Genomic DNA, 26,702 nt, shown 5'->3' with positions numbered 1-26,702 from the left:
TTTAGGCCACGCTGAACGGGGCATGCAAGAAGCCCCTGAAGCGCGCGCGGCCGCCGCGCTGCGGCGCCGCCGTGAGGCGGTAGCCCGGAAAGCGCTGCAAAAAGCGGCCGATGGCCACGCGGCCTTCGAGCCGCGCCAGGCTCAGGCCCGCGCACTGGTGGATGCCAAAGCCGAACGCCAGGTGGCGGTTGTTCTCGCGCGCCAGGTCCAGCTGGTCGGGGTGGGCAAACTGGGCCGGGTCGCGGTTGGCGGCGCCTATGCACAGGGTGACCAGCGCGCCTTCTTCCAGCAGCACACCGCCAATTTCGCAGGCCCGCAGGGCGCGGCGGTTGCCCAGCTGGTTGGACGACTCAAACCGCAGGAATTCGTCCACGGCAAGGGTCAAAAGTGCTTCAAGTCCAGAAGGGGCGGCCACTGCGTGCTGCATTTTTGATAGCAAATCGGCCTTGGCCTGCGGCCATTCCTGCAGTGTGACAAGGGCGTTGCCGATCAGGTTGGTGGTGGTCTCGTGGCCCGCGTTGAGGATGAACACGCAGTTCTGCAGCAGCTCCACCTCGCTGAGCCGGTCACCCGCCGACTCGCCCTGGATCAGCCGCGTGAGCACGTCGTGCTCGGGGTCGCCGGGGTGGGCGCGCCGGTGCTTGACCAGCTCGCGCAGGTAGGCCACAAACTCGCTCACGCTGCGGTTGCCCAGCGCGTCCTGCTCCGGCGTCAGCCGGGGCTCCAGCGCACCGAGGATGGCCAGCGACCAGTCGCGCAGCGGGCCGCGGTCGGCATGCGGAACGCCCAGCAGGTTGCCGATGATTTCCACCGGGATGGCCGATGCAAAGTCCTCGATCAGGTCGCCGCCACCGCGCGCCTCGATGGCGTCCAGCAGCCGGTCCACCAGCTCGACCAGGCCGGGCTCCATGTCGGCAATGGCGCGGCGCGTGAGCGCGCCCATGATGAGCTTGCGCACGCGCGTGTGCAGCGGCGGGTCGTTGAACACCAGGCTGGTGGTGTGGTGCTCGAACAGCGAGGAACCGGCGCCGTACTTGGGCGCGAACTCCACCTTCTTGTCGGAGCTGAAGGTCTGCGCGTCGCGGTACACCGCCACCAGGTCGGCATGGCGCGTGAGGAAATACGAGCCGTCGGGCATGCGCTTGACCGGCTCGGTCTGGCGCAGCAGCGCGTACACGGGGTAGGGGTTGGCGTAGAAGTCGGCCGGCAGGTCGCGCAGGTCAAGGCTGGCGGCAAGGGCCTGCGCGCGGTCGGGGGACAGCGCGGGGGTGATGGTCGAGGCGGCAAAAGACATGCGGCGTTATACCGCGTCGGACTGCGTGGCGTTCAACTGCCCCTGGCCAGGGGAATCGATGCCGAATCCGTTGCCGCGCGTTGGGTGTGCGAGCGGAAGAAAGCCGGATTTGGTCAGGCAGGTTTTCCTGGTGTCGAGGCTATAGTTCTGAGACCACGTACGCGCGCGCTGACCTTTTGATCGGGTCGAGCAGGCGGACAGGCCGCAAAGGTCGGCGCTGGATTTTTGCCGTTCGTTTAGGCCTGCTTATTTGTGTAATAGTCTTCGAAAAAAGGAAATTGCAAAGGCCAATTTCAGGAGGATTTTGTGTCCAGAAAATCGAGCACGCTCCAGCTTATCGAGCATTTATTGCGCTACAAGTTGGGTTAGGTCTTGTATGGGTATCGAAGTAAAGCCAACCGATCCCTTGGGCGTCGGTTACATGTACGTAGACGCCACATAGAGCGGGCGTACTTCGAGAATCAGTTAAAGGAGGACGGTAAATGGGAATATTCGACATTCTTCGGATGGGAAAAGTCATCGCAGGTACTGTTAAAGGTGTGCGGGAACAGCGCTCACTCGCCCAAGACCTCGTAGCATTGCCAATGTCAGAGTTCGTATCGGAGTGCCTTCGCAATTTGAATCAGTCAGCTGGGAATTGGGAGGGGTATTCACGATCACCCAACCCAGCTGCGGCGGTCCTCTCAAAGGAAAAGCAGCTTCCTGGCGAACTCGTTGAGTTCTATCAGGAGTGCGACGGATTCGCGCCTGTACACGGAGAATTCCCAGCGACCATACTGCCTATAACCGAGCTACGTCTAGGTGCAGACTACAAGCCGTCTCTGTCTGCTCGGCTCACAGCGTTCTGGAACGAGTACGGGAATGATTCGGAGAAGCCTGGCATGCTGTCCATTCTTCCGCCTGACAATCTTGCGGCACTTGCTACACATTCAGCAGACGCCTATATTCGTCCGTCGTTGTTGGACTTCGCCTTGCCGTTGTGTGAGCCGGCGGGAGATGACTTTGTGGTGCTGCTATTGACAGGTGTCGGAGAAAACCTGCCAATGGGTACCGTCTTGGAGGTCGAAGGCGGGTCAGGTACCCGCTATCCTGGATTCAAGTCTTGGCTAGGCACAAAAGCTTCCCTGTTCGGATCAATGGCGAGTCGCTTTGGTACTGCGATGGGATCACCCTCTTGAGGTCTAACATTGCGTGCATCGGCTCCTCTGCAAAGGCAAGAAAATGACCGCCGGCCCTTTCCGACGTCATGCTGCACGATGACGCCGCAGCAGAAGAAGCGCCTTAGCTACCTTAGGGATCGCCGGAATATTTACGGCGAGCACGACAAAGGCTCGCGGAAGTCCATCCGAAGGAACAAGTTGAAGGAAGTCCGCAGGCGGCGGCGCGCTGAGGAGCGCGGGTTGACCTCAACTCGAGGCGAAACCGATCAGGACTTTTTGATTGCAGCGGAAAACGCGGTGAAAGCAACTCCGCCTCGGCGCTGGAAGAAGTCCCCCGATGCTCCGCTGGGCGAAGTCGTCCCGAGGAAACTTGAACGTAGAACAATGGATGTCGGTGCGAAGATTGCGCGAAGGAGGACACGGGATGCGGCATGACCTCTCGGTCAATACGAATCCCCAAGTGCGTCCGCGCGCAGCTGGTCCTGGTCGCCGGTTTCTTTCACGTTAAACGGTATGAGAAAAGATCGCGCACTACTGCTGAAGCTCTCGCCAGCAATCGCTAGCTTAGTCTTCAATGTAGCGGTGCTCATCTTCTTTTTTCGCCATTTTGGGAGCATGCAAGGCTTTTTTGAGGCGTCTCGGGGTGTCGATGGAAACTTCGCGATATTGACGCTGATGCTTCTGGCCGCGGTTTCGGGCTCAACGCTGTTTTGCACTCTTAGCATCGTTCTGGTCAGCGCCAAGAAGCTGCGTTCGAAGCAAAGGCCCCAATGATTCCCTCCAACGTCAAGCCGTTTAACAGGTCAATCGACGCGGACATGGAGCTTGCCTCAGTTTCGTTGACACTCCTACCTAACGGAGAGAGTGCTCATGGCAAAGAGAATTGGGCCGGCGAAGATCACGTTACGTAGCTTCACGAACCTTCCAGTGTCCAGGCCTATATCGGAGTTGGTGAACGCCGAAGTCACTTCGATTGACCTGGAACCCGAGAAATCGCTTCGCCTTGGACTCGGCGAGGTTGGCGAAATTGTCATCTCTCTTGCCGTTGAAGACCATGACGGTCCGGAAGCGTTCGCCGCGCACCTCAGCGATGGCTCAATTGTCGTCGGGTAGTGAAACGCCCCTCCTCTTGAATAGGCTCCAACCTCTGAGACGATGGAGCCATCCAAAACCCAAACGAGTTGTCACCCGATATGCATACCGACGAAATCAAGGCCATCTTCGACCAGCAGGCGGCCAGCTACGACCAGCAGTGGGCCAAGACAGCGCCCATCCGCGAAGGGCTGCTGTTCCTTGTGGAGGCGGTGTTTGCGGGGCTGGCGCCCGATGCACGCATTCTTTGTGTGGGGGTCGGCACGGGCGAGGAGATGGCCTATCTGGCGCGGCGTCATCCCGCATGGCGTTTTGTGGCGGTGGAGCCTTCTGGTGCCATGCTGCAGGTGTGCCGCGACAAGGCCGTGGCCCAGGGCTTTGCCTCGCGCTGCGAGTTCCATGAGGGCTACCTGGACTCGCTGGCGGACACGGACGGGTTTGACGCCGCCACCTGCTTTCTGGTGTCCCAGTTCATTCTGGACCGGGCGGCGCGTTCGGCGTTCTTCCGCGGCATCGCCACGCGCCTGCGGCCGGGCGGCGTGCTCGCGAGTTCCGATCTGGCCTCGCAGACCGGCACCGCCAGCTACGAGGCGCTTCTGCAGGTCTGGATGACGATGATGGCGTCGGCCGACGTGACGCCCGAGATGCTGGAGCGCGTGCGCAAGGCCTACGCGAGCGATGTGGCGGTGCTGCCGCCAGACACCGTGGCGTCGATCATTGCGTCGGGGGGCTTTGAGCCGCCGGTGCGGTTCTATCAGGCGGGGCTGATCCACGCCTGGTTTGCCAGGCGCTCAGAGGTTGCCTGAAAACAGCTTGCGCAGGAACAGCTTCTTGAAGCTGCCCGCTTCGTCCAGGCCCAGGCGCTGCAGGTAGGCGGGCGGGGCCTCGCGGTCGGTCCACAGGCTTTTGAGCACCATGCTGACCAGCTCGCCCGGGTGGCTGGTGGCGCGCTGCATGCGCTTGAGCGCGCGCACGATGTGCAGCTCGTCGGCCGTCAGGTCGGTGCCGAACGGAAAGTCGGGCAGCAGGCCGGCTTCGCTCCAGGGGTGCAGTTGCGCGTCAAGCCGCTCAGGCAGGTTGTGGCGGTAGCGCTCGGGCACGGTGTAGCTGGCGGCCAGCTTGCCCGCGGCCTGGGCCTGTTGCACCAGCGCCTGCTGGAAGCGCGAGTCGGCAATGGCGATCAGCCGCTCGATCACCTCGCCGTCGGGCTGGGCGCGCAGGTCGGCCACGCCGTATTCGGTGACCACGATGTCGCGCAGGTGGCGCGGGATGGTCGTGTGGGCGTAGTTCCAGACGATGTTGCTGCGCAGGCCGTGCTTGTGTTCGTGCGTGGCGCGCAGCATGAGCACCGAGCGCGCGTCGGGCAGCGCATGGCCCATGGCCACAAAGTTGTACTGCCCGCCCACGCCCGACACCACCTGCCCGTCGTCCAGCCCGTCGGAGATGGCCGCGCCCAGCAGCGTGACCATCATGGCGGTGTTCATGAAGCGCGCGCCGGTGCGCTGCGCGGCCTTGAGCTCGCTATCGCCATACAGCTGGTTGATGAATTCCACGCGCGTCATGTCAATCTGCGCCAGTGCCTCGGGTGCCATGGTGCGCAGGCGTTCATAAAAGTCGGTGGGGCCCAGGAAGAAGCCGCCATGCAGCACCACGCCGCCGGCCAGCTGGGTGCCCAGGCCCCCCGCATCGTGCAAGGCCTTGACGTTGGCTGCGTCGTCGAGCTGGTTGGGCAGGGCCGCGTTGCCCACCGTCAACACCGCGCCGTTGTCCGAGAGGTCAACGCCAGGTTGCAGCACGCCAGCGCGCTGCAGGAAGCGCAGGTCCTGCGCGCGCAGCCGGGCCGGAATGCGCCCGGCCTCCAGCAGCGCCGTGATGCCGCCGGGGCTGACCGCGCCGCCCGGGAAGGCGCCCGCATTCACCAGCCGCTGCAGGCCCAGGTCGTCAAACACCTGGCGGCGGATGATGCCGGCGTCGATCAGCCGCAGCAGCGCGTTGGCAAACATTTCGGAGCAGCCGTACAGCCCCTGCGCAAAGCCGCCCAGCTCGCGCCCGGCCAGGCCATCGGGGCACAGCCCTTCGAGCATGCGCCGGTACTCGGCACCGTGGCGCCCGCGCACGATCAGCGCCTGGGCAATGGCGTCGCCGAGCGCGCCAATGCCGATTTGCAGCGTGCCGCCATCGGGCACCAGGCTGCTGGCGTGCAGGCCGATCGCGTAGTCGGCCGTGCTGACCTTGCCATTGGGCGGCGCAAACACCGTGTGGGTGGCGGCCGGGTCGGTCACCACCAGGCTGAAGAAGCCCTCGGGCGTCACGGCGCTGCCGGGCATGAAGGGCAGCTGCCGGTTGATCACGCCCACCGTGAACAGGGGCTGCGACTGTTCGGCGCAGCGCTGCACCAGCTCCAGCGTCACGTCGGGGTTGCCCGACAGGGACAGCACCAACCCATCCGATTGTTCGCGCGCCGCCACGGCCTGGGCGATCACGTTCACGCCCAGGTGCACCATGTCGCGTGCCACGAAGGTGTAGTTGGTGGAGATGTAGGCCTGCTGCGCGCGGGCGTTGCCCAGGTAGTCGCCGGTCTTGAAGAAGAATTCGCTGACCTCGATGTGCGGCGGCAACGTGCCGGCGCGCAGGTCTTTCACGTAGTCCAGGTCGGGGTAGTCCCTGAACACGCGCGCCACCAGCGGGTCGAGAAAGTGCTGCTCCAGCTCGCTGTGGCCCACGGGCTTTTCCAGCGACAGCGCGGTGATGATCTTGAGCCGCCGGGGCCGGGCCGTGTCACCCGTGGCCTTGATGCGCTGGTACAGCAGGTTCACGAACGGGTTGGGCTTGCCGATGCCCAGCGGCAGGCCCAGCACGATGTCGCCTTCAACTTCACTGAGCAGCAGCTCGACGGCGGCCGCCATGCTGTCGAGAACGAGGGTCATGGCAACGGGCCCGCAAGTTCGCGCGCGGGCAGCGGCAGCGGCAGTGGAGGGTGCAAACGCATCGGCCGGTTATACACCGTGGCCGGTGCAAGAATAGAGGCTCATTTACGGAGCCCGTCATGACCCACGCTACCCTGGCCGCCTGGCACCAGATCCTCAAGAACCGCGACCTCAAAGGCCTGTCTGCATTGCTGGCCGACAACGTGGTGTTTCACTCGCCGGTGGTCCACACGCCGCAGGCCGGCAAGGCCGTGACCCTGCAGTACCTGGGCGCCGCGTTCAAGGTGTTTGGCGATCCGTCGTTCCGCTATGTGCGTGAACTCGAAGGGCCGAACGACGCGGTGCTGGAGTTCCAGCTGGAGCTTGCGGGCATCACCGTGAACGGCGTGGACATGATCCGCTGGGGCGACGACGGCAAGATCACCGACTTCAAGGTCATGGTGCGGCCGCTCAAGGCCATCCAGCTCATTCACCAGAACATGGGCGCGATGTTGCAGTCCCAGCAGCAGCAATAAGAGCCTTTTAGGCCTGGAGTCCAGGCTGGGCGGGCACTTTCAGCTATCCTTTGTATAGCAGTCAGGCCGCGTCCCGCAGGAAGTCGCGGATCGCAAACAGCGTGTCGTCGGGCGTTTCGCTCATCTGGTGGTGGCCCACGGGCAGCGTCGCGATCCTGAGGGTCTTGCCACTGGCCTGCGCCTGCTTGATCAGCGGCTGCGCGGCCCTGGCCTGGGTCATCTGGTCTTGCGCGCCCAGCACAAACAGCACGGGGCAGGTGAGCTGGGCCATGGCGGCTTCGCCGTTGGCGTAGTCGTTGCAGGCCTTGAAACCGCGGTGGAACACATTGGCCTGGGTGTTGCTGGCCAGCACGCGCCGGCCCAGCGCCATGCTAGCGCCATACACCCAGGTGCCCGGGCCCAGCGCCGAGGGCGGCGCGGCCAGCGTGCTGCGGCTGAACACATTGATCATGGTCAGCGCTTTCATGGGCTCGTTCAGCGAGGCCTCGAGCAGCGCGGGCGACACCTTCATGGGAAAGGCCGTGCCCACCAGCACCAGGTGGCTCACGCGCTGCTTCAGCCGGCCCGCGGCTTCCAGCGCAATCAGCGAGCCCCAGCTGTGGCCCACCAGCGCGGCCTGGGCCACGCCCGCGGCGTCGAGCAGGGCGGCGATGAAATCGGCGGCGGCTTCGACCGTGGCGGGGGCTTCGCCCGCACTGCGGCAGTGGCCCGGCAGGTCCACGGCGAGCACGTTCCAGCCATGGTGGGCGAGGTAGCGGGTCTGCAGAATCCAGACGCTGTGGTCGTTGAGCACGCCGTGGATGAAGACCACGGTGGGCTTGGCCGCATCAAAGGGCTTGCCGCCGGTGTAGCAGTAGGTGGTATGACCGTTGACTTGAATTTCCATGGCAGATCTCCTGGCCGTTCGCGCTGAGCTTGTCGAAGGGCTCGCGAGGCTTCGACAAGCTCGGCCCGAACGGAATTAGTGGGTTTTCTCGGCGGCCTTGAGCGCGCGCTTGAGGTCGTCGATCAGGTCGTCGGGGTCTTCCAGCCCGATCGACAGGCGGATCGTGCCCTGGCTGATGCCGCCGGCGGCCAGCGCTTCGTCGCTCATGCGGAAATGCGTGGTGCTGGCGGGGTGGATCACCAGCGAGCGGCAGTCGCCCACATTGGCCAGGTGGCTGAAGACCTTGAGGGTTTCAATGAAGGTCTTGCCCTGCTCGCGGTTGCCCTTGATGTCAAAGCTGAACACAGAGCCCGCGCCCTTGGGCAGCAGCTTGTGCGCCAGCGCATGGCTGGGGTGGCTCTGGAGCATGGGGTGGCCCACGCGCGCCACAAAGGGCTGGCTGGCGAGGAACTCCACCACGCGGCGGGTGTTGCTCATGTGGCGTTCCATGCGCAGGGGCAGGGTCTCGATGCCCTGCAGGATCAGCCAGGCCGTGTGCGGGCTCATGCAGGCGCCAAAGTCGCGCAGGCCTTCGCGCCTCGCGCGCAGCAGGAAGGCCCCCACGGTGGACTCCTCGCTGAACACCATGTTGTGAAAGCCGTCGTAGGGCGCGGTGAGTTCGGCAAAGCGGCCGGCGGCCTTGGGCCCGTCCCAGTCAAAGCTGCCGCCGTCCACCACGATGCCGCCAATCACCGTGCCGTGGCCGCTCAGGAACTTGGTGGCCGAGTGGTAGACCAGATCGGCGCCCAGTTCGAGCGGCTTCATGAGGTAAGGGGAGGTGAGGGTTGAATCCACCAGCAACGGCACGCCGGCCTCGTGGGCGATGGCGCTCACGGTGGGAATGTCCAGCACGTCCAGGCCGGGGTTGCCCACGGTCTCGCCAAACAGCAGCCTGGTGTTGGGCCGGATGGCGGCGCGCCAGCCGTCGATGTCGCCGGGTTTGACGAAGGTGGTCTCAATGCCGAAGCGGCGCATGGTGTAGTGCAGCAGGTTCTGGCTGCCGCCATACAGCGCGGTGCTGGCCACGATGTGCGAGCCCGCGCCCATGAGCGTGGCCACGCTCAGGTGCAGCGCGGCCTGGCCACTGGCAGTGGCGATGGCGCCAATGCCGCCTTCGAGCGCGGCCACGCGCTGCTCCAGCACCGCGTTGGTCGGGTTGCTGATGCGGCTGTAGACATGGCCCGCGCGCTCCAGGTTGAACAGCGCGGCCGCATGGTCGCTGGACTCGAACACGAACGAGGTGGTCAGGTGGATGGGCACCGCGCGGGCGCCGGTGACGGGGTCGGGCGCGGCACCGGCATGCAGCGCCAGGGTGTCAAAGCCGGGGTCGGAATAGCCGGGCATGGTTGTCTCTCCGGGTAACTCTGTTATGGAATAGCCCGGCATTGTGGGCTATATTCGTTTGAAGCTCAGCAGCCAGAGGAGAACACCATGAAAGTCAGCGACATCCTGCGCGTCAAGGGCAACACCCTGTACACCGCCACGCCCGACGAGCCCCTGTCCCGCGCCGTGGAGCTCATGGCCGAAAAAGACATTGGCTCCCTGGTGGTCATGGAGCATGGCGACCTGGTGGGCATGCTCACCTTCCGCGAGGTGATCCAGATGGTGGTGAAGAACGGCGGTGCCGTGGGCAGCACGCTGGTGCGCAAGGCCATGGACGACGCGCCCCTGACCTGCACCGCCGAAACCGAGCTCGACGAGGTGCGCCGCATGATGCTGGACCGCCACGCGCGCTACATGCCCGTGATGGACAAGAAAATGCTGATGGGCGTGATCAGCTTCTACGACGTGGCCAAGGCCGTGGTGGACAGCCAGAACTTCGAGAACAAGATGCTCAAGGCCTACATCCGCGACTGGCCGGGCGAGGAAGAGGCCAGCCAGGGATAGGCTGGCGCCTATTCCTCGATCGGGCTTTGCAGCAATGCGCGCCCGTGGTCGCTGAGCGCGAGCCCGCCGTCCAGGCCGACGGTGACGAAGCCGTTCTCATACAACCGGTCTGAAAAATCCCGCTTGATGTCTTCGGGGAAGGGCATGGGCTCGCCTGCGGCGAGCCGGCGCAGCAAGGCCAGCTCGGCCGCGGTGGGGATGAAGGCGGGGGTGGCATCCGACATGGTGTTCTCCTGACGATCGCTGTGTTTCAGCTGTCCATTTTGCGCATGCATGCCGAAAAAAGCGCCGGTCCATACGCCGAATGTCTGTCAGCGAAAGTAACAGGGTCGGCAACAGAGTCGGCAACAGGGCCGGCCTCAGCCCATGCTGGCGTGGATCACCTCGCGCACCCGCGGGTAGATCTGCTGGTTCCATCGGCGGCCGCTGAACACGCCGTAGTGGCCCACGCCCACTTGGATGTGGTGGGTTTTCATGTAGGGCCGGATGCCGGTGCACAGGTCCTGGGCGGCCACGGTCTGGCCCACCGAGCAGATGTCGTCGCGCTCGCCCTCCACCGTGAGCAGGGCCGTGCGGCGGATGGCCGCGGGGTTGACGATGCGGTCCCGGTAGCTGAGCTTGCCCAGGGGCAGGTCATAGGTCTGGAACACCTTTTCAACGGTCTCGAGGTAGAACTCGGCGGGCAGGTCATTGACGGCCAGGTACTCGTCATAGAACACCCGGATGACGTTGGCCTGCTCTTCCTCGCCCTGCACCAGGTGGTGGTACAGGTTGCGGAACTGCTGCTTGTGGCGCTCCAGGTTCATGCTCAGGAAGGCACTGAGCTGCACAAAGCCCGGGTACACGCGGCGCATGTAGCCCGCGTGCGGCAGGGGCACGTGGCTGATCAGGTTCTGCTCGAACCACTCAATGGGCTTGCTGGTGGCCAGCGTGTTGACGCCCGTGGGGTTGACGCGGCAGTCCACCGGGCCGGCCATGAGGGTGAGGCTGCGCGGCTGGGCCGGGTGGTTGTCCTCGGCCATGATCGCGGTGGCGGCGAGCGCCGCCACGCAGGGCTGGCAGACCGCCACCACGTGGACGCCGGGGCCGATCGCGGCCATCGACTGCATCATGTAGTCGATGTAGTCGTCCAGCCCGAAAGCGCCGTGGCGCAGGCTCACGTCGCGGGCGTTGTGCCAGTCGGTGATGTAGACGTCGTGGTCCTGCAGCAGGGTACGCGCGGTTTCGCGCAGCAAGGTGGCGAAATGGCCTGACAGCGGCGCCACCAGCAGCACCGGCGGCTGGCCGGTGATGCCTTCCTTCTTGAAGTGCAGCAGCGTGCCAAAGGGCAGGGCCAGTGTCTTTTCCTCGGTCACGGGCACTTCGTCCGTGCCCACCATGACGCTGCCGATGCCGAAGGCGGGGCGGGAATGCGTCAGCCGCATCCGCGAGAACACCTCGCTGGCGGCCGAGAGTTTGCGCATGACCGACCCTTCGGTCTGGCGCAGCCAGAGGCCGGCGCTGGTGGTCTGGGCCAGCAGGCGAAAAGGCGACATCAGGTCGGACTGGGTTTGATAGGCCTGATACAGCATGGGCTTCCTGACGTGGTGCGTTTGCTCGGACGGGCTTGTGACCCGCTGTTCACGTGCAGGCAAGTTGCGGGCCAGCATGGGCCCTGAATGCTTCCAATGCACCGAACTGGCACAGCCCTTGCTCAAAACTGAGGCGTTTCCCGCTGTCCCACCACCCGGAGCTCCCATGGCCAAAGCCGTTCTCACCATCAGCAGCAAGAATTACGGCGCCTGGGCCCTGCGTGGCTGGCTGATGGCCCGATTCGCGGGGCTGGACTTCACCGAAAAGGTCATCCCGCCCGATGACCCGGCCATGAAGGCCGAGATGCTGCTGCTGGCGCCGTCCATGCTGGTGCCTTCATTGCTGCACAACGGCATCAAGGTCTGGGACACGCTGGCCATTGGCGAATACCTGCACGAGGTCAAGCCCAAGGCCGGCCTGTTGCCGGCCGATGCCAAGGCGCGCGCGCATTGCCGCGCCATCTGCGGCGAGATGCATTCGGGCTTTTCGTCGCTGCGCGGCGCGTTGCCGATGAACCTCAAGGCCCATTTCCCGAACTTCAAGGTGTGGTCGCGCGCGCAGGGCGACATCGACCGCGTGCTGGCCATCTGGAAAGAATGCCTGGCGGCCTATGGCGGGCCCTTCCTGTTTGGCAAGACCCCGGGCGTGGCCGATGCCATGTATGCGCCCGTGGTGACGCGTTTTCTCACCTACGACGTGCCGCTGGACAAGACCAGCGTGGCCTACTGCAAGCGCGTGATGGAACTGCCCGCCATGAAGGAGTGGGTGGCCGCCGCCAAAAAAGAACCCGACGAGATTGACGAGCTCGATGCGGAGTTTTGACGCCCCCCGAAGCGGCCTTTGGCCGCCTCCCCCCACTGGGGGGCGACACCAGCGGCCCGGCGGAGCCGGTTCCGCGGTGTCACTGGAACTTGGGGGCTATTTCCAGGGGGTGGGGGCGGGGATGTCGCAGACCGGGTCCACGTCAATGCTCTTGAAGTCCGCGGGCGAGACGATCTCCAGGTACTCCATGTCGGGCGAGTAGTCGAACAGGTAGTGGCGGATGCCGGGACGCTGGTGCACCACATCGCCGGCCTCCACCAGGGTTTCCTTGTCTTCGTACATGAACCTGGCCCAGCCCTTGACCATGATCACGATCTGGAAGTCCGCTTCATGTCGGTGCCAGCCCGTGCCTGTTTCTGGTGCCATGTTGGCCTTGACAAGGTGCGCGATGACCTTGCCGTTGGTGGCCTCGGCGACCCCGAGGTCGCGGTACAGGAAGAAGTCACGCAACCCGCCTGAGACAAAGGGTGTGTCAGTGGGTTTGACGTGTGAGAACTTGGTTTGCGTGCGGTCAAGCATGGGGATTCTCCATCAGCAAATCGTGGTTGCTGCACCGCAACATCAAGCATGAAGCGTTCCATCGGAAATGTGGACGCGCGCACTAAAATCCGGCCATGGAAGCCAAGACTCGCAAGAGTGAAATGACGCGCGCCGCCATCATCGAGGCCGCGCTTGGCATTGCCCGGGAGCGCGGGATTGGTGCCATTTCCATGCGCGGGGTCGCTGATCTGCTGCAGATCTCCAAGAGCGGGGTGTTTGCGCGGTCGGGCTCGTCCGAGGCGCTGCAGCTGGCTGTGGTGGAGGAGTACGGCCGCCGCTTTCTGGCGGGCATCTTCCTGCCGGCCATGCAAAAGCCGCGGGGCCTGCCCCGGCTGGACGCCATCATGCTGCGCTGGTTCGAACTGGTGGCCAGCTATGCCAGCGTGGGGGCCTCCATTCACGAGGCGGCGGCCTTCAGCCTGGAGCCGGTGGACGAGGAGCTGCGCCAGGCCCTGGTCGAGGGCGTCTTTGGCTGGCGGTCCATGATGCGCCGTACCATCGTGCAGGCCATGGACGAGGGGCATCTGCGCGCGGGCCTGGACATCGACCTGCTGATGTACGAGCTGCACAGCCTGGTGCTCGGCGCGCTGTATGACTCGGCCTTCCTCGGGGACCGCAAGATGTCCAGCCGGGGTGCGCAGGCCTATGGCCGGCTGATCGGGTCCTACCAGCCCTGAGCCAGCGGGTCAGGTCCGCAGCAGGTCCAGCGCAGAAGGGGCGGTGCGTTGCCAGGCGTCCTGGCGCTGCGGTTGCGCGGCCCCATCGCCGCCGACCTGAACAGGGGGCAGCAGTGCGTTGAAGCGGGCCCGCAGCTGGGGCGCGAGCCAGCGGTGCACGAGCCTGCGCACGGTGCTTTCCGCCACGCTGGATTGCATCTGGCGCGCGAAGCCAGGGTCCTTCATCGAGTGGCGAATCAGGCTTCGCACATGCAGCGTGGCCTCCAGCCCGATCCAGTCCAGGAACTCACACGGCACCCTGGGGCCGTGCGCCCGGATCAGCTGGGCCGCGATGTCGTCCAGGGCGTCGACCGCCAGGACTTCCGCGCGATCCGTGCTGCTGTCCTGAGCCAGGGTCATGGCATGCCGCGCGCTGCGGGTCAGCTCTTGAGCCTGCCGTCGGATGACAGCACGCCCAGGTCCACGAATTTCGAGCCCACATGGGGGTTGGCCGAGCCGTAGTCCACATTGAAGCCGCCCACGTCGAAATTGCGCAGCGAGGCCAGGGCCTGGCGCACCTTGTCACGGGTTGGCGCGCGGCCTGCGCGGCTCAGCGCCTCAGCCATGATGCGGGTGTTGATGTAGCCCTCCAGGCTGCCACCGGAGAACACCTGCAGGTCCATCGCGCGCATGGCGGCCTGGTACTCGCGCACCACCAGGTGCTTGGTGTGGTTGGCGTCCGGAAACACCGTGGTGATGGCAATGCCCTGGGCTGCGGGGCCGAGCTTGCGGATGCCGTCCTGGGTCAGGGCCGCGCTGATGCCGGCAATGGGGATCATGGGCGAGGCCTGCTTGAGGCTGGCCACCAGCCCGGTGGTGGCCGCGCCGGCCGTGCCCAGCAGCACCGCCGAGGGCTTGGCCGCGAGCACACTGGCGACCACGCTGTCCAGGTTCTTGCCGTCGGTGGCCAGGGCCACCATGGCCACGGCCTTGATGCCGGCGCTGGTCAGCGCGCGCGTGGCATCGCCCGCCACTTCCTTGCCGTAGGCGTTGTCCAGGTACACCATGGCCAGGTCCTTGATGCCCATGGACACCAGGTTTTCCACCAACCGGTTCATTTCGTCGGTGTAGCTGGCGCGCACGTGGTACACGTGGCGCAGGTCACCCTTGCGCAGGCTGGAAGCGCCGGTCAGCGGCGCCAGGTGCGGCGTGCCCGCCGCCTCGATCAGCGGCGAAATCGCGGCATTGTTGGGCGTGCCCAGGCAGCCCATGAGCGCGACGATGTTGCTGTCGGCCAGCAGTTTCCTGGCGTTCTCCACGCTGCGCGCGGGCACATAGGCATCGTCCAGCACTTCAAAGCTCAGGGGCCGGCCCTGAACGCCGCCTCGGGCGTTGATCTGGCGCAGGGCGGCGTCCACCCCCTGCTTCATGTTCTGGCCAAACCCGCCCAGCGGGCCGGTCATGGCGGCGGTGCAGCCGATGACAAGGGGAGTGCCCGAGGCTGTTTGTGCACTCGCGTGCGAAATGTAGGTTGAAAAAGCGGCGCTGGCGGCCCATGCGGGCGACGAAAGTAGCAGTTGGCGTCTTTTCATGGGAGTCCTGAGGTGAAAGCGTGAAGCAGCTGTGGGAATGGGAGGCAGTCTAGAAGCGGCCTTGAGGCTTGGCTATCACATAGTGGACATTAGTCCACAAAATAGCTCTGTGAAAAATCACAGGGTTGGCGCCGTCACGCAGGCCGTGGCTTGCCCTGCCCGATAATGCGGGCCATGAGCGGCAACACTTTTGGAACACTTTTCGCGGTCACCAATTTCGGTGAATCGCATGGCCCGGCCATTGGCTGCGTGATTGACGGCTGCCCGCCAGGCATGGTGCTGTCCGAAGCCGATATCCAGGGTGACCTCGACCGCCGGCGTCCGGGCACCAGCCGCCATGTGACCCAGCGCAACGAACCCGACACCGTGGAAATCCTCAGCGGCGTCTACGAGGGCAAGACCACGGGCACGCCCATCTGCCTGCTGATCCGCAACACCGACCAGCGCAGCAAGGACTACAGCGAGATCGCGCAGACCTTCCGGCCCGGCCATGCCGACTTCACCTACCTGCGCAAATACGGCTTGCGTGACCCGCGCGGCGGCGGGCGTTCATCGGCCCGCCTCACCGCGCCCATGGTGGCCGCCGGCGCGGTGGCCAAGAAGTGGCTGAAGGAAAAATACGGCACCACGTTCCGCGGCTGCATGGCCCAGGTGGGCGAGATCGTCGTGCCCTTCGAAAGCTGGGACCATGTGCCGAACAACCCGTTCTTTGCGCCGGTGGAGGATGTGAGCCACCTGGAGGCCTACATGGACAGCCTGCGCAAGGCCGGAGATTCCTGCGGCGCGCGCATCCGGGTCACGGCCAGCGGCATGCCCGTGGGGCTGGGCGAGCCCCTGTTTGACAAGCTCGACGCCGACATCGCCTGGGCCATGATGGGCATCAATGCCGTCAAGGGCGTGGAAATCGGAGCCGGCTTTGCCAGCGTGACCCAGCGTGGCACCACCCACGGCGACTCGCTGTCACCCGAAGGCTTCAAGACCAACAACGCCGGCGGGGTGCTCGGTGGCATCAGCTCGGGGCAGGACCTGGACGTGGCCATCGCCATCAAACCGACCAGCTCCATCATCAGCCCGCGCGACACCATCAACACCCGCGGCGAGGCCACGCAGGTCATCACCAAGGGCCGCCACGACCCGTGCGTGGGGATCCGGGCCACGCCCATTGCCGAGGCCATGCTGGCCCTGGTGGTGATGGAGCATGCGCTGCGCCACCGCGCCCAGAACAGCGACGTGGCCACCGAGCCGCCCCAGTTGCAATCCTCGTTTCTTTAGGACCAGGTGGCTTACGCCGCGGCACCGCGCCGTCCGCTGCTGCCGTTTGCCGCGCTGTCGGCCACTTATTTCGCGCACATCGGGTTCTTCAACCCCTATCTGCCGCTGTGGCTCAAGAGCCTGGGCCTGCCCATCGTGGTGATCAGCTTGCTTACCTCGGTGCAGAGCCTGACCCGTGTTTTTGCCCCGTATGCCTGGGGGGCGCTGAGTGACCACAGCGGTGAACGGGTGCGGCTGCTGCGCCTGAGCGCGACCGTGGCGCTGGTCGCGTCTGCCGGCTTGTGGGTCGAGGGCAGCGCCTGGTGGGTGGGGCTGGTGCTGCTGGTGCTGTTCACGCATACCAGTTCGATGATGTCGCTGACCGAGGCGGCAATGGCTCATCTCGTGGCGGGCGACTGGGGCCGCTACGGGCGTATCCGCCTGTGGGGCTCGGCGGGCTTCATGCTCACGGTCTTCCTGGCCGGCGCGTGGTTCGAGGGCCGGGGCATGAAGGACTTCCCGGCCTGGACCGCGATCACGCTGGGCGCCGTGCTGCTGTGCACCTGGTGGCTGCCCGATGTGCGCGAGAAGCCGGCGCAGGGCAGCGACGTCCGGGCACCGATCGGCCCCGTGCTGCGGCGGCCCGCGGTGCGCTGGTTCTTTGCGTCGCTGTTTTTTCACGTCATGGCGCATTTCTCGATCTATGGTTTCCTGTCGCTCTACCTCGATGCCCGCGGCTACAGCAAGGCGATGATCGGGACGCTCTGGTCGGTGTCGGTGTTGATGGAGATTGGCTGGTTTTTCGCACAGGGGCGCTGGATCCACCGCCTTCCCATGACGCGCTGGCTGCTGGTTTGCGGCCTCGCCATGGTGGTGCGCATGGCGCTGACGGCCGGGCTTGGCGGCTGGCTGGTGGCCCTTTTGCTGGCCCAGGCGCTGCATGCGCTCACCTTTGCCACCCATCACACAGCCTGCATTGCCTTGCTCAGCCAGCACTTTCCCGGCCGCCTGCGTGGCCGCGGCCAGGCGCTGTTCACCGTCATTGGCTACGGCTGTGGCGGCGTGCTGGGGGTGCTGTCGGGTGGCGCGCTGGTGGCCTGGTTGGGGTACGAGATGATGTACCTGGTGGCGGCCGGGGTGGCTGTGCTGGCCACGGCCTGCGCGCACCAGGCCGATGCGCTGCAGCGGGCGTCGGCGCCTGGCTGACCGGAGCTGCCCAGCTCGGCCCTCAGCGGGTGGAGACCTGCAGCGACATGGCCCGTTTCAGGGTCAGCCCTTCCTTGCCGGACTCCTGGGAGTCCTGAACGATCATGCTCATGCCCGTGCGGGCGGGCAGCACGGTTTTGTAGGCCACGGTGCCGACCGCGGCCACGGCGCAACTGATGGTGGCGAACAGCAGGTACCAGGGCCAGCGTGTCACACGTTGTTGCAAATCAGGCAGGGGTGCGGGGCGGCTCAAGCGGGTGCGCAGGCCGGTTCGCGGGCGGTCTGCATGGGATTCACGCGCAATCCAGCGGTCATGTTCCTCGCGTTGCACCGGGTCGGACAGCACCTCATAGGCCTTGTTGAGGTTGGCCATCACGCGGGGCGCGTAGCTGTTGTCAGGAGACTTGTCCGGGTGGTAGCGCTGGGCCATGCGCCGGTAAGCGGCGCGCACGTCATCGGCCGGCGCATCGGGCGCGACTTTGAGAATGTCGTAATAGCTGGGGACGGACGCTCGCACGGTATGAAGGGTCGGTATGGCCTGTAGCCCGCGCGGATTCTATGAGAGCCGCTATGAAAATGAAAGCGGTGGTGTTGCGCTTTTGCCGCGTCAGGGTTCGGGCGGGGCGCCCCGGAAAGGGTTGAATCCGGTGATCAGGGCCGTGGCGAGCAGCACCAGCAGACAACCGGGCAGCATGCCCAGGGTCACGGGCTCTCCCAGAAACAGGCCGCCCCAGGTCACGCCAAACAAGGGGATCATGAAAGCGGCCGAGGTGGCGGCAGTCGCCGGAATCACGCGCATGAGCCGCATGCTGATCCAGTACACCAGGCCCGAGGTGATCACCCCCAGGGTGCCTGCCGCGATCAGTGCCCCCGGCGTGAACTGCATGGCGGGCACCGATGCACCCAGAGGCAGCACCAGCAGCACCGCCGCCGCCACATGGACCGTGGCCGAAGCGGGCAGGGGCTCGTGGGAGAGCGTGGCGCGTTTCATCAGGATGGCGCCGACGCCATAGGCCGCAGCGGCCACGGTGCAGGCCAGCGCGGCCAGCACCACGGGCAGCGTGACCGCCACCGGCCCCAGCTGGACCAGCAGCGCCACCCCCGCAAAGCCCACGGCGCAGCCCGTGAGCCGGCGGTGTGTCAGTCTTTCCTCGCCCATGGCGGCCGCGCCCAGCACGCCAAACAAGGGAGTCGTTGCGTTGAGAACGGCCGAATAGCCCGCGGGCAACACCAGCCCCGCCAGATTGAACAGCACGAACGGCGACACCACGGTGAGCAGGGCCACCACCGTGAGGCGCCCCCAGGCGCCGCGCGCGGGCCATCGGTGGCGCAGCAGGCGCATCAGCAGGCCCAGCACGGCGGCGGCCAGCAGGCAGCGGATGCCAGCCAGCCCGAAAGGCCCCAGCGCCGGACTGGCAATGCGGATCATGGGGAACGATGCGCCCCAGAGGGCCGACAGGGCAATCAACTGGGCGAAGTGGCGTGTTTTCATGAGGCGGGCGCACCATTGTGCGGCAGGCAGACCACAGCTGCAGCGCCATTCGCACAAACCTCATCGGCAGGGCCCGCATCTGGCGGCACAATGCGCGAGGGGCAACAAAGTCAGGGAAAAGAATTCATGCCGCAACTGAACTTCGTCAAGCAGGGCAAGGGACCGACCATCGTGCTGAGCCATGCGCTGGGCTGTGACCTGACGATGTGGGACGACGTGGCCAGCCTGCTTCAAAAGCGCTACACCGTGCTGCGTTACGACCACCGCGGCCATGGACGCTCGGAGCAACTGCGCGGGCCCTATTCCATGGAGGTTTTCGCCGACGACGCCGCCGCCCTGATCGAGGAGCACTCGGAAGGCCCGGTCACCTTTGTCGGGCTGGTGATGGGCGGCATGACCGGGCAGCAACTGGCGGTGCGCTACCCGCACCTGGTGAGCTGCATCGTGATGGCCAATTCCGCCAGTTATTTTGATGACAGCATCCGTGCCCGCCTGACGGCGCGGGCCCAGGTGGCCCTGGAACAGGGAATGGAGGCCGTGGCCGACGAAGCCATGAAGCACTGGTTCTCACCGGCCTTCATCGCCACCCCGGACGGCGCCGCCAAGGCAGCCCGCCTGCGCGCCGCTCTGGTGGCGACCCATCCCAGCGTCTACGTGGCCAGTTGCGAGGCCATGCTGGAAGTGGATTTCGGCAGCAGCAACCCCCTGATCGGATGCCCCACCCTGGTGGTGGCCGGAACGCAGGACGACAGCATCTCGGTGCAGACCGCCGAGGCGCTGTGCCGCAGCATCTCCGGCGCCGACCTGCGCACGCTGGACACCGGGCGCATGAGCGCGGTCGAGCGGCCGGTTGAATTTGCTACGCTCGTGCACGAATTCCTCAAAGAGCTCAAATCCCGATGAAAACCGCCTTCGTCCTCAACGGGCCCAACCTGAACCTGCTGGGCACGCGCGAGCCCGCTGTCTATGGCGCGCAAACGCTGGCCGACGTCCAGCGGCTGTGCGCCGATGCCTGCGCCGTGCATGGCTTCAGGCTCGACTTTCGCCAGACCAACCATGAAGGGGTGCTGGTGGACTGGATCCAGGAGGCCGGTCAGGCCCAGGCAGGCGGAACCGCGGTGGGCGTGATTCTCAACGCCGGGGCCTACACCCACACCAGCGTGGCGCTGCACGACGCCATCAAGGGTACCGGCGTGACCCTGATCGAACTGCACATCAGCAACGTGCATGCGCGCGAGGCGTTTCGCCATCACAGCTACATCTCGCCGGCAGCCCGGGCCGTGATGGCCGGCTTTGGGGTACAGGGCTACCCGCTGGCCATTGCCGCGCTGGCGGCGCTCTGAGCCCCGGCAACCGGCGCCGCTGAGCCGGGCCCTGGGGGCGGGCCAGGCCCGGCGTGGCTTGTGCAAGGTCATCGGAAGGCCGTTAGCATAGGATGTTCCCTTTGGCCGGCGAGTGATCCGCCGGCGCTGCTCAGCGAGGCCCGCGCATGACCACTCCCCTGAAAATCGATTTTGTTTCCGATGTCTCCTGCCCATGGTGCGCCATTGGCCTGAGCGCGCTCGAACAGGCACTCGACCGCGTCCAGGGCGAGGTCAAGGCCGAGTTGCACTTCCAGCCCTTCGAGCTCAACCCCGGCATGGCCCCAGGCGGCCAGGACATCACCGAGCACCTGACCCAGAAATACGGCTCCACGCCGGCCCAGCAGGAGCAGATCCGTGAAAACATCCGCCTGCGGGGCGAAGCGCTGGGCTTCACCTTCCGCAAGGAGGGGCGCGGCCGCGTCTACAACACCTTTGACGCCCACCGCCTGCTGCATTGGGCCGAAGGCCAGGGAGAAGGCCGCCAGCACGCGCTGAAGAAGAACCTGCTGAAGGCCTATTTCACCGATGGCGAGGCGCCCGAGTCGCACGAGGTGCTGGTGCGCGCGGCCGAGGCCGCCGGCCTGGACGGCGCGCGCGCCCGCGAGATCCTGGCCAGCGACGAGTTCGCGGCCGACGTCCGGGCCCAGGAGCAGCACTACCTGAGCGCCGGCATCCATTCGGTGCCCGCCATCATCTTCAACAACAAGCACCTGATCTCGGGCGGGCAACCGGTCGAGGTGTTTGAACAGGCCATCCGCCAGATCGCCGCGGGTGAGGTCTGACGGCCGCATGACCGCCAGCGCCCCGGCGTTGTTCCCCGGCATCCAGCGCGTGCTCGCCGCGGCGACACGCCTGACCACCCCCTGTGGGGACGGCGAACTGGTCTGGCACAGCTGGGGCCATGGCGAGCCGCTGGTCCTGCTGCATGGCGGCAGCGGCAGCTGGACCCACTGGATCCGCAACGTGGAAGCCCTGGCGGCAACGGGGCGCCGCGTGCTGGCGCCGGACCTGCCAGGCTTTGGCGACTCAGCCCAGCCACCGGGGGGCAGCGATGCCGATGTGCTGCCGCAGCCGCTGGAAGCGGGCCTGCAGGCGCTGATTGGCAACGACCCCTGCGACATGGCGGGCTTCTCGTTTGGCGGCATGACTGCCGGCCTGCTGGCCGCGCGCTACCCGCAACGCGTGCGGCGGCTGGTGGTGATCGGGGCGCCCGGCCTGGGGCTGGCGAGCCGGCGCATGGTGTCCCTGACCCCGTGGCGGCACATTGAAGACGAGGCCCAGCGCGATGCCATTCATCGCAGCAATCTGGCTGCCCTGATGCTGTTCTGGCCCGAATCCATCGACACGCTGGCGCTTGAAGTGCACAAGGCCAATGTGGTGCGCGACCGCATGAAGGGCCGCAGCCTGGCTTTTACCGATGCGCTGGTGCGCGCGCTGGCCCATGTGCCGTGCCCGGTCTGGGCGATCTATGGTGCCGAAGACGCGCTCTATCAGGGCCGTATGTCCGAAGTGGAGCCGGCCTTGCGCGCCGCGCCTGATTTCCGCGGCCTGACCCTGCTGCCCGGCGCGGGCCACTGGGTCCAGTTCGAACAGCCTGAGCTGTTCGACGCGGCGCTGATTGCGGCCCTCAGTGCTCGCTGACCAGATCGCTGACCGGCACGCAGCTGCAGAACAGGTTGCGGTCACCGTAGACGTTGTCCACGCGGCCCACGGGGGGCCAGTATTTGGCATGGCGCGTGGCATCCAGCACGGCGGCCCCGACTTCACGTGAATAGGCGTGGGGCCAATCCCCCTTGAGCAGGGCAGTCGCGGTGTGCGGCGCATGCTTGAGCGGATTGTCTTCACGCGGCCACTCGCCGCGCTCCACGCGGCGGATCTCCTCGCGGATCGCGATCATCGCGTCGATGAAGCGGTCGAGCTCGTCCAGCGTCTCGCTTTCGGTGGGCTCCACCATCAGTGTGCCGGCCACAGGGAAGCTCAGCGTGGGGGCATGAAAGCCATGGTCGATCAGGCGCTTGGCCACATCTTCGGCGGTGACGCCGCTGGTCTCCTTGAGCGGGCGCAGGTCCAGGATGCACTCGTGGGCCACGTGGCCGTTCGCGCTGGCGTAGAGCGTGGGATAGTGGTCCTTGAGCCGCGCGCTGATGTAGTTGGCGCTGAGGATCGCGACTTCGGTGGCCTGCTTCAGGCCCTCGGCGCCCATCATGCGGCAGTACATCCAGCTGATCGGCAGCACCGCGGCGTTGCCCAGCGGGGCCGCCGAGATGGCGCCCACGCCCGCCCGTTCGGGCTGAGCCTGTCGAAGGGCTTCGACAGGCTCAGCCTGAACGGAATGAATGTGCCCCGGCAAAAACGGCACGAGGTCCGCCACCACGCAGACCGGGCCCACGCCGGGGCCGCCGCCGCCGTGCGGGATGCAGAAGGTCTTGTGCAGGTTCAGGTGGCTCACGTCGCCGCCGAACTCGCCGGGCGCGGCCACGCCCACCAGCGCGTTCATGTTGGCACCGTCCACGTAGACGCGGCCGCCGTGCTGGTGCACCAGCGCGCACAGCTCCTTGACCTGCATCTCGAACACGCCGTGGGTGCTGGGGTAGGTGATCATCACGCAGGCCAGGTTGGCGCTGTGCTGTTCGCACTTCGCCTTCAGGTCCGCCATGTCCACGTTGCCGTTGTCGTCGCACCGGGTCACGACCACCTGCATGCCCACCATCTGCGCGCTGGCCGGGTTGGTGCCGTGGGCCGACGAGGGAATCAGGCAGATGTTGCGGTGCGCCTGGCCCTGGCTCTCGTGGAAGGCCTTGATCGCCAGCAGGCCTGCGTATTCGCCCTGGCTGCCCGCGTTGGGCTGCAGGCTGATGCCGGCGTAGCCCGTGGCCTGGCACAGCCAGGCGCGCAGTTGCTCGTCGAGCTCGGCATAGCCCTGCAGCTGGTCGGCTGGCGCGAACGGGTGGATGTGGGCGAACTCCGGCCAGGTGATGGGGATCATCTCGCTGGTGGCGTTGAGCTTCATGGTGCAGCTGCCCAGGGGGATCATGCTGCGGTCCAGCGCCAGGTCCTTGTCGCTGAGCGCCCGGATGTAGCGCAGCATGCCGGTTTCGCTGTGGTGGGTGTTGAACACCGGATGCGTGAGGAAGCTGCTGGTGCGGCGCAGTTCGGTGGGGATCAGCGGCTCGATGCCTTTCTCGTACGCGGCGAAGCTGGGCTGCGGCTGGCCTTCCTTGGCGAAAATCTTCCAGATCAGCTCCACGTCCTCGCGGCGGGTGGTTTCGTCCAGCGAGATGCAGGTGTATTCGTCCCAGGCTTTTCGCAGGTTGGTCCGCATGGAGTGGGCACGTGCTGCTATCGAATCAGTAGCATCGCCGGTTTTGTAGGCCAGCGTGTCGAAGGCCGTCTGGTGGTGCATCTGCGTGCGCGACCAGCCCAACTGCTCCAGGCCCGCGGCCAGGATGGCCGTGTAGCTGGCCACGCGCTGCGCGATGCGCTTGAGGCCTTGCGGGCCATGGTAGACGGCGTACATGCTGGCCACCACGGCAGGCAGCACCTGCGCCGTGCAGATGTTGGACGTGGCTTTCTCGCGGCGGATGTGCTGCTCGCGGGTCTGCAGTGCCAGCCGGTAGGCCGGGTTGCCATGCGCATCCACGCTCACGCCCACCAGCCGGCCGGGCAGCGAGCGCTTGAACTCGTCGCGGCAGGCCATGTAGGCCGCGTGCGGGCCGCCGGCGCCCATGGGCATGCCGAAACGCTGGGTGGTGCCCACCACGATGTCGGCGCCCATCTCGCCGGGCGGCACCAGCAAGGTGAGGGCCAGCAGATCAGCCGCGAAGATGGCGGCGGCCTGCCTGGCGTGGATGCGCTCGACCTCGGGTCTCCAGTCGTGGAGCCAGCCGCTGCTGGCGGGGTACTGGATGAGCGCGGCGAAGAAGTCGCCCGCCATCGCGTCTTCCCATTCCTTCGCCGAATTGGCAACCACCACTTCAATGCCCAGAGGTGCCGCGCGCGTGCGCACCACCTCGATGGTCTGCGGGTGCGCATCGCCACCCACCACGAAGCGGTTGCTCCTGCTCTTCACGCTGCGCTTGGCCAGCGTCATCGCCTCGGCAGCGGCGGTGGCTTCGTCGAGCATGGACGCGTTGGCGATGGGCATGCCCGTCAGATCGCAGACCATGGTCTGGAAATTGACCAGCGCCTCCATGCGGCCCTGGGAAATCTCCGCCTGGTAGGGCGTGTAGGCCGTGTACCAGGCCGGGTTCTCCAGGATGTTGCGCAGGATGACCCCCGGCGTGTGGGTGCCGTGGTAGCCCTGGCCGATGAAGCTCTTGAAGACCTGGTTCTTGCCCGCCATGGTCCGCAGCTCGTCAAGCGCTGCGGCCTCGGTGATGGCCGCCGGAATCTTCATGGCCTGGCTGCGTGCGATCGAGCGCGGCACGATGCCATCGATCAGCGCGCGGCGCGAGACCTCGCCGATGACCGAGAGCATGTGCGCTTCATCGGCTTGGCCAATGCCGATGTGGCGGGCAACAAATTCGGACGGGTTCTCCAGCTCGCCCAGCGGGCGCGCAGATGACATCAGCATGGTGGCGCTTTCTCAGGAGTTCTCTTGGGTGAACTTGATGTAGCCGGGCTCGTCCATCAGGGCGTCAAACTCGGCCATGTCCTTGATCAGGATGGTGAAGAACCAGCCATTGCCCAGCGGGTCGGTGTTGGCCAGAGAGGGGTCGGCGCGCAGGGCTTCGTTGACTTCGGTCACTTCGCCGGCGATGGGCATGTAGACGTCGGCGGCGGCCTTGACCGACTCGACCACGCCCGCAACCTCACCCTTGGCATAGACGCGACCGACTTCGGGCAGTTCGACAAACACCACATCGCCCAGCGCGTCCTGCGCGTGCAGCGTGATGCCCACCGTGGCGGCCTCGTGGTCTTCCAGCTGGATCCATTCGTGGTCCTGCGTGTATTTCATGGTCATGGCGTGCTCCTGATTGAAGAATTGAACTGGGAATTTAACCGCGGCGAACTCAACCGCGGTAGTAGCGTGTCGGTACAAAGGGCATGGCGCTGACTTCCATGGGCACGGCCTTGCCGCGCACCATGGCATTCACCCGTGTGCCGGTCGCCGCCTGGGCGGCGTCCACGTAGCCCATGGCCACCGGCTTGTCGAGGGTGGGCCCCAGCAGGCCGCTGGTGACTTCGCCGATGCGCTGGCCGCTGGCGTCCTGCAGCTCGGTGTGGTCACGCACCGGGATGCGCTCCAGCGCCACCAGGCCGACCCGCTTGCGCGCGAGGCCTTCGCCCTGCAGCTGCGCCAGCACGCGCGCCGCGCCCGGGAAGCCCCCTTCACGCGCGCCGCCGCTGCGCCGCACCTTCTGGATGGCCCAGGTCAGGCCGGCTTCCACGGGGGTGGTGGTGGTGTCGATGTCGTTGCCGTACAGGCACAGGCCGGCCTCCAGCCGCAGCGAGTTGCGCGCGCCCAGGCCCACGGGCTTGACCTCGGGTTGGGCCAGCAGCGCGCGCGCCAGCGCCTCGGCATGGCTGGCGGGGACCGATATTTCAAACCCGTCTTCGCCGGTGTAGCCGCTGCGGGTGATGAACAGGTCCGCGCCTTCCCAGATGAAATGCCCGCCAGTCATGAAGACCAGCTTGTCCACGCCGGTCAGCAGCCGCGACAGCGCGCTGACGGCCTGCGGACCCTGCAGCGCCAGCAGCGCGCGGTCGGGCAGGGGCAGCACGGTGCAGCGGCTGCCGATGCGGGCCTGGATGTGGGCGATGTCACCGGCCTTGCAGGCGCCATTGACGATCACGAAAATGTCCTCGCCCCGGTTGACGAACATCAGGTCGTCGATGATGGTGCCCTCTTCGGTCAGCAACAGGCCGTAGCGCTGCCTGCAGACGCCGTTGTCGTAGCCCAGGCCCTGCACGTCCACGGGCATCAGGGTTTCGAAGGCGGCGGCGGCGTCGGGCCCCAGCAGCTTGAGCTGTCCCATGTGCGAGACGTCAAACAGGCCGGCGGCCTGGCGCGTGTGGTGGTGCTCGGCCATCAGGCCGGCCGGGTACTGCACCGGCATGCTGTAGCCGGCAAAGGGCACCATGCGGGCGCCAAGTTCCACATGCAGGGCGTGCAGCGGGGTTTTGAGAAGATCCTGGGCAGTGGCAGACAAGCGGCAGTCTCCGGGGCAAAGAGGGAATCCACGGCTGGCGCCATGGGCTGCCCCTGCTGTCCGCTTTACCTGAGAGATTCGCGCCAGCGATGTGGCGTTTGCTCCTTCGGTGGGCCACCCTGGGGCGGCCTCTCTCCAGCAAGGAAACGCCTCTTGCGAGGCGCTTCGTCAGTCCTTTTGCCTGAGCGTTCGGGGGGACCCTGCGCCTTCGGCGGCCTCCCCTGGGGAGGCTCTCTCCTGACTGGGTGGATTCTA

General features: G+C 66.0%; 28 protein-coding genes and 2 riboswitches. Of the genes, 14 read left to right on the top strand and 14 right to left on the bottom strand.

The features are described from left to right. Position 1: 1 nt before the first annotated feature. On the bottom strand, positions 2-1,294 hold the full coding sequence (locus KF796_16165; GenBank protein ID MBX3588170.1) for a cytochrome P450: 1,293 nt from the start codon (positions 1,292-1,294) through the stop codon (positions 2-4). Positions 1,295-1,776: 482 nt separating this feature from the next. On the opposite strand from KF796_16165, the gene KF796_16160 reads away from it, so the two are divergent. The 4 genes from KF796_16160 (at position 1,777) to KF796_16145 (ending at position 4,352) form a co-directional block, all read left to right on the top strand. Continuing rightward, positions 1,777-2,472: a hypothetical protein gene (locus KF796_16160; protein ID MBX3588169.1), complete on the top strand. Its 696-nt coding sequence runs from the start codon at positions 1,777-1,779 to the stop codon at positions 2,470-2,472. Between the two features lie 495 nt (positions 2,473-2,967). Continuing rightward, entirely contained in the window at positions 2,968-3,228 is a 261-nt protein-coding gene (locus tag KF796_16155) for a hypothetical protein (GenBank protein ID MBX3588168.1), read from the top strand. A 177-nt stretch (positions 3,229-3,405) separates the two neighbouring features. After that, complete coding sequence (locus KF796_16150) at positions 3,406-3,567, top strand: hypothetical protein (protein MBX3588167.1); 162 nt, start codon at positions 3,406-3,408, stop codon at positions 3,565-3,567. An 80-nt stretch (positions 3,568-3,647) separates the two neighbouring features. Beyond that, positions 3,648-4,352 carry a class I SAM-dependent methyltransferase gene (locus KF796_16145; protein MBX3588166.1) on the top strand — a complete coding sequence of 235 codons (705 nt, stop codon included), beginning with the start codon at positions 3,648-3,650 and terminating at the stop codon, positions 4,350-4,352. Here the strand turns inward: KF796_16145 and KF796_16140 are convergent. Next, positions 4,338-6,473: an acetyl-CoA hydrolase gene (locus KF796_16140; protein MBX3588165.1), complete on the bottom strand. Its 2,136-nt coding sequence runs from the start codon at positions 6,471-6,473 to the stop codon at positions 4,338-4,340. The two genes, KF796_16145 and KF796_16140, sit on opposite strands and share 15 nt — an antisense overlap. A 119-nt stretch (positions 6,474-6,592) precedes the next feature. Between KF796_16140 and KF796_16135 the strand changes: the two genes are divergently transcribed. Beyond that, positions 6,593-6,988 (top strand): nuclear transport factor 2 family protein, encoded by a 396-nt coding sequence (locus KF796_16135; GenBank protein MBX3588164.1) that lies wholly within the window; start codon positions 6,593-6,595, stop codon positions 6,986-6,988. 61 nt (positions 6,989-7,049) lie between these two features. On the opposite strand, the gene KF796_16130 is transcribed toward KF796_16135, so the two are convergent. Together KF796_16130 and KF796_16125 are read right to left on the bottom strand one after the other, a co-directional pair. Then, positions 7,050-7,874 carry an alpha/beta hydrolase gene (locus KF796_16130; GenBank protein ID MBX3588163.1) on the bottom strand — a complete coding sequence of 275 codons (825 nt, stop codon included), beginning with the start codon at positions 7,872-7,874 and terminating at the stop codon, positions 7,050-7,052. Positions 7,875-7,949: 75 nt separating this feature from the next. Continuing rightward, on the bottom strand, positions 7,950-9,257 hold the full coding sequence (locus KF796_16125) for an O-acetylhomoserine aminocarboxypropyltransferase (protein ID MBX3588162.1): 1,308 nt from the start codon (positions 9,255-9,257) through the stop codon (positions 7,950-7,952). An 87-nt stretch (positions 9,258-9,344) separates the two neighbouring features. Here KF796_16125 and KF796_16120 point away from each other — a divergent pair, with 87 nt between their 5' ends. Beyond that, positions 9,345-9,800 (top strand): CBS domain-containing protein, encoded by a 456-nt coding sequence (locus KF796_16120; GenBank protein ID MBX3588161.1) that lies wholly within the window; start codon positions 9,345-9,347, stop codon positions 9,798-9,800. An 8-nt stretch (positions 9,801-9,808) separates the two neighbouring features. Here the strand turns inward: KF796_16120 and KF796_16115 are convergent, their stop codons facing one another. Together KF796_16115 and phaZ are read right to left on the bottom strand one after the other, a co-directional pair. Continuing rightward, positions 9,809-10,024: a hypothetical protein gene (locus KF796_16115; GenBank protein MBX3588160.1), complete on the bottom strand. Its 216-nt coding sequence runs from the start codon at positions 10,022-10,024 to the stop codon at positions 9,809-9,811. A 135-nt stretch (positions 10,025-10,159) separates the two neighbouring features. After that, positions 10,160-11,371 carry a polyhydroxyalkanoate depolymerase gene (gene phaZ / locus KF796_16110; GenBank protein ID MBX3588159.1) on the bottom strand — a complete coding sequence of 404 codons (1,212 nt, stop codon included), beginning with the start codon at positions 11,369-11,371 and terminating at the stop codon, positions 10,160-10,162. A gap of 166 nt (positions 11,372-11,537) precedes the next feature. On the opposite strand from phaZ, the gene KF796_16105 reads away from it, so the two are divergent. After that, positions 11,538-12,194, top strand: coding sequence for a glutathione S-transferase (locus tag KF796_16105; GenBank protein ID MBX3588158.1), 657 nt, complete (start codon positions 11,538-11,540; stop codon positions 12,192-12,194). A 96-nt stretch (positions 12,195-12,290) separates the two neighbouring features. Here the strand turns inward: KF796_16105 and KF796_16100 are convergent, their stop codons facing one another. Continuing rightward, positions 12,291-12,713, bottom strand: coding sequence for a cupin domain-containing protein (locus KF796_16100; protein ID MBX3588157.1), 423 nt, complete (start codon positions 12,711-12,713; stop codon positions 12,291-12,293). 95 nt (positions 12,714-12,808) lie between these two features. Here KF796_16100 and KF796_16095 point away from each other — a divergent pair, with 95 nt between their 5' ends. Then, positions 12,809-13,411, top strand: a complete 603-nt coding sequence (locus tag KF796_16095; protein MBX3588156.1) for a TetR/AcrR family transcriptional regulator — start codon at positions 12,809-12,811, stop codon at positions 13,409-13,411. Between the two features lie 9 nt (positions 13,412-13,420). Here the strand turns inward: KF796_16095 and KF796_16090 are convergent, their stop codons facing one another. Both KF796_16090 and KF796_16085 read right to left on the bottom strand, forming a co-directional pair. Next, positions 13,421-13,810 (bottom strand): hypothetical protein, encoded by a 390-nt coding sequence (locus tag KF796_16090; protein ID MBX3588155.1) that lies wholly within the window; start codon positions 13,808-13,810, stop codon positions 13,421-13,423. Positions 13,811-13,830: 20 nt separating this feature from the next. Then, the gene (locus tag KF796_16085) at positions 13,831-14,982 is read right to left on the bottom strand and encodes an ABC transporter substrate-binding protein (protein ID MBX3588154.1); all 1,152 of its coding nucleotides are present in this window, start codon (positions 14,980-14,982) and stop codon (positions 13,831-13,833) included. A gap of 174 nt (positions 14,983-15,156) precedes the next feature. On the opposite strand from KF796_16085, the gene aroC reads away from it, so the two are divergent. Together aroC and KF796_16075 are read left to right on the top strand one after the other, a co-directional pair. Further along, complete coding sequence (aroC, locus tag KF796_16080; GenBank protein ID MBX3588153.1) at positions 15,157-16,254, top strand: chorismate synthase; 1,098 nt, start codon at positions 15,157-15,159, stop codon at positions 16,252-16,254. A gap of 6 nt (positions 16,255-16,260) precedes the next feature. Further along, positions 16,261-17,439 carry an MFS transporter gene (locus tag KF796_16075; GenBank protein MBX3588152.1) on the top strand — a complete coding sequence of 393 codons (1,179 nt, stop codon included), beginning with the start codon at positions 16,261-16,263 and terminating at the stop codon, positions 17,437-17,439. Between the two features lie 22 nt (positions 17,440-17,461). On the opposite strand, the gene KF796_16070 is transcribed toward KF796_16075, so the two are convergent. Both KF796_16070 and KF796_16065 read right to left on the bottom strand, forming a co-directional pair. Beyond that, positions 17,462-17,956: a J domain-containing protein gene (locus KF796_16070; GenBank protein MBX3588151.1), complete on the bottom strand. Its 495-nt coding sequence runs from the start codon at positions 17,954-17,956 to the stop codon at positions 17,462-17,464. A gap of 90 nt (positions 17,957-18,046) precedes the next feature. Continuing rightward, entirely contained in the window at positions 18,047-18,931 is an 885-nt protein-coding gene (locus KF796_16065) for a DMT family transporter (GenBank protein ID MBX3588150.1), read from the bottom strand. Between the two features lie 126 nt (positions 18,932-19,057). On the opposite strand from KF796_16065, the gene KF796_16060 reads away from it, so the two are divergent. From KF796_16060 to KF796_16045, 4 genes are all read left to right on the top strand, one after another. Beyond that, entirely contained in the window at positions 19,058-19,834 is a 777-nt protein-coding gene (locus KF796_16060; protein ID MBX3588149.1) for an alpha/beta fold hydrolase, read from the top strand. After that, the gene (locus KF796_16055; GenBank protein ID MBX3588148.1) at positions 19,831-20,274 is read left to right on the top strand and encodes a 3-dehydroquinate dehydratase; all 444 of its coding nucleotides are present in this window, start codon (positions 19,831-19,833) and stop codon (positions 20,272-20,274) included. Before KF796_16060 ends, KF796_16055 begins: the two co-directional genes overlap by 4 nt. A 146-nt stretch (positions 20,275-20,420) precedes the next feature. Beyond that, a complete protein-coding gene (locus tag KF796_16050) occupies positions 20,421-21,077 on the top strand; it encodes a DsbA family oxidoreductase (protein ID MBX3588147.1) in 657 nt (218 codons plus the stop codon). Between the two features lie 7 nt (positions 21,078-21,084). After that, positions 21,085-21,936: an alpha/beta fold hydrolase gene (locus KF796_16045; protein ID MBX3588146.1), complete on the top strand. Its 852-nt coding sequence runs from the start codon at positions 21,085-21,087 to the stop codon at positions 21,934-21,936. Here the strand turns inward: KF796_16045 and gcvP are convergent. The 3 genes from gcvP to gcvT are packed head-to-tail and all read right to left on the bottom strand — an operon-like array spanning position 21,923 to position 26,447. Further along, positions 21,923-24,868, bottom strand: coding sequence for an aminomethyl-transferring glycine dehydrogenase (gene gcvP / locus KF796_16040; protein ID MBX3588145.1), 2,946 nt, complete (start codon positions 24,866-24,868; stop codon positions 21,923-21,925). The two genes, KF796_16045 and gcvP, sit on opposite strands and share 14 nt — an antisense overlap. A 12-nt stretch (positions 24,869-24,880) precedes the next feature. After that, positions 24,881-25,258 (bottom strand): glycine cleavage system protein GcvH, encoded by a 378-nt coding sequence (gcvH, locus tag KF796_16035; protein MBX3588144.1) that lies wholly within the window; start codon positions 25,256-25,258, stop codon positions 24,881-24,883. Positions 25,259-25,307: 49 nt separating this feature from the next. Beyond that, on the bottom strand, positions 25,308-26,447 hold the full coding sequence (gene gcvT, locus KF796_16030) for a glycine cleavage system aminomethyltransferase GcvT (protein ID MBX3588143.1): 1,140 nt from the start codon (positions 26,445-26,447) through the stop codon (positions 25,308-25,310). A gap of 46 nt (positions 26,448-26,493) precedes the next feature. Beyond that, a riboswitch (glycine riboswitch) is annotated at positions 26,494-26,596 on the bottom strand. A 10-nt stretch (positions 26,597-26,606) separates the two neighbouring features. After that, positions 26,607-26,697: riboswitch (glycine riboswitch) on the bottom strand. Between the last annotated feature and the right edge of the window lie 5 nt (positions 26,698-26,702).

It is taken from the genome of Ramlibacter sp. (assembly GCA_019635435.1).
GTDB lineage: Bacteria > Pseudomonadota > Gammaproteobacteria > Burkholderiales > Burkholderiaceae_C > JAHBZM01.
The sequence above is the reverse complement of the archived record's forward strand: the minus strand, read 5'-3'. Positions and strand labels throughout refer to the sequence as shown.

Bases quoted from the DNA above. Each gene is read 5' to 3' on its own strand.
- KF796_16165 (MBX3588170.1), bottom strand. From the start codon at position 1,294: ATGTCTTTTGCCGCCTCGACCATCACCCCCGCGCTGTCCCCCGACCGC.
- KF796_16160 (MBX3588169.1), top strand. From the start codon at position 1,777: ATGGGAATATTCGACATTCTTCGGATGGGAAAAGTCATCGCAGGTACT.
- KF796_16155 (MBX3588168.1), top strand. From the start codon at position 2,968: ATGAGAAAAGATCGCGCACTACTGCTGAAGCTCTCGCCAGCAATCGCT.
- KF796_16145 (MBX3588166.1), top strand. From the start codon at position 3,648: ATGCATACCGACGAAATCAAGGCCATCTTCGACCAGCAGGCGGCCAGC.
- KF796_16140 (MBX3588165.1), bottom strand. From the start codon at position 6,473: ATGACCCTCGTTCTCGACAGCATGGCGGCCGCCGTCGAGCTGCTGCTC.
- KF796_16135 (MBX3588164.1), top strand. From the start codon at position 6,593: ATGACCCACGCTACCCTGGCCGCCTGGCACCAGATCCTCAAGAACCGC.
- KF796_16130 (MBX3588163.1), bottom strand. From the start codon at position 7,874: ATGGAAATTCAAGTCAACGGTCATACCACCTACTGCTACACCGGCGGC.
- KF796_16125 (MBX3588162.1), bottom strand. From the start codon at position 9,257: ATGCCCGGCTATTCCGACCCCGGCTTTGACACCCTGGCGCTGCATGCC.
- KF796_16120 (MBX3588161.1), top strand. From the start codon at position 9,345: ATGAAAGTCAGCGACATCCTGCGCGTCAAGGGCAACACCCTGTACACC.
- KF796_16115 (MBX3588160.1), bottom strand. From the start codon at position 10,024: ATGTCGGATGCCACCCCCGCCTTCATCCCCACCGCGGCCGAGCTGGCC.
- phaZ (MBX3588159.1), bottom strand. From the start codon at position 11,371: ATGCTGTATCAGGCCTATCAAACCCAGTCCGACCTGATGTCGCCTTTT.
- KF796_16105 (MBX3588158.1), top strand. From the start codon at position 11,538: ATGGCCAAAGCCGTTCTCACCATCAGCAGCAAGAATTACGGCGCCTGG.
- KF796_16100 (MBX3588157.1), bottom strand. From the start codon at position 12,713: ATGCTTGACCGCACGCAAACCAAGTTCTCACACGTCAAACCCACTGAC.
- KF796_16095 (MBX3588156.1), top strand. From the start codon at position 12,809: ATGGAAGCCAAGACTCGCAAGAGTGAAATGACGCGCGCCGCCATCATC.
- KF796_16090 (MBX3588155.1), bottom strand. From the start codon at position 13,810: ATGACCCTGGCTCAGGACAGCAGCACGGATCGCGCGGAAGTCCTGGCG.
- KF796_16085 (MBX3588154.1), bottom strand. From the start codon at position 14,982: ATGAAAAGACGCCAACTGCTACTTTCGTCGCCCGCATGGGCCGCCAGC.
- aroC (MBX3588153.1), top strand. From the start codon at position 15,157: ATGAGCGGCAACACTTTTGGAACACTTTTCGCGGTCACCAATTTCGGT.
- KF796_16065 (MBX3588150.1), bottom strand. From the start codon at position 18,931: ATGAAAACACGCCACTTCGCCCAGTTGATTGCCCTGTCGGCCCTCTGG.
- KF796_16060 (MBX3588149.1), top strand. From the start codon at position 19,058: ATGCCGCAACTGAACTTCGTCAAGCAGGGCAAGGGACCGACCATCGTG.
- KF796_16055 (MBX3588148.1), top strand. From the start codon at position 19,831: ATGAAAACCGCCTTCGTCCTCAACGGGCCCAACCTGAACCTGCTGGGC.
- KF796_16050 (MBX3588147.1), top strand. From the start codon at position 20,421: ATGACCACTCCCCTGAAAATCGATTTTGTTTCCGATGTCTCCTGCCCA.
- KF796_16045 (MBX3588146.1), top strand. From the start codon at position 21,085: ATGACCGCCAGCGCCCCGGCGTTGTTCCCCGGCATCCAGCGCGTGCTC.
- gcvP (MBX3588145.1), bottom strand. From the start codon at position 24,868: ATGCTGATGTCATCTGCGCGCCCGCTGGGCGAGCTGGAGAACCCGTCC.
- gcvH (MBX3588144.1), bottom strand. From the start codon at position 25,258: ATGACCATGAAATACACGCAGGACCACGAATGGATCCAGCTGGAAGAC.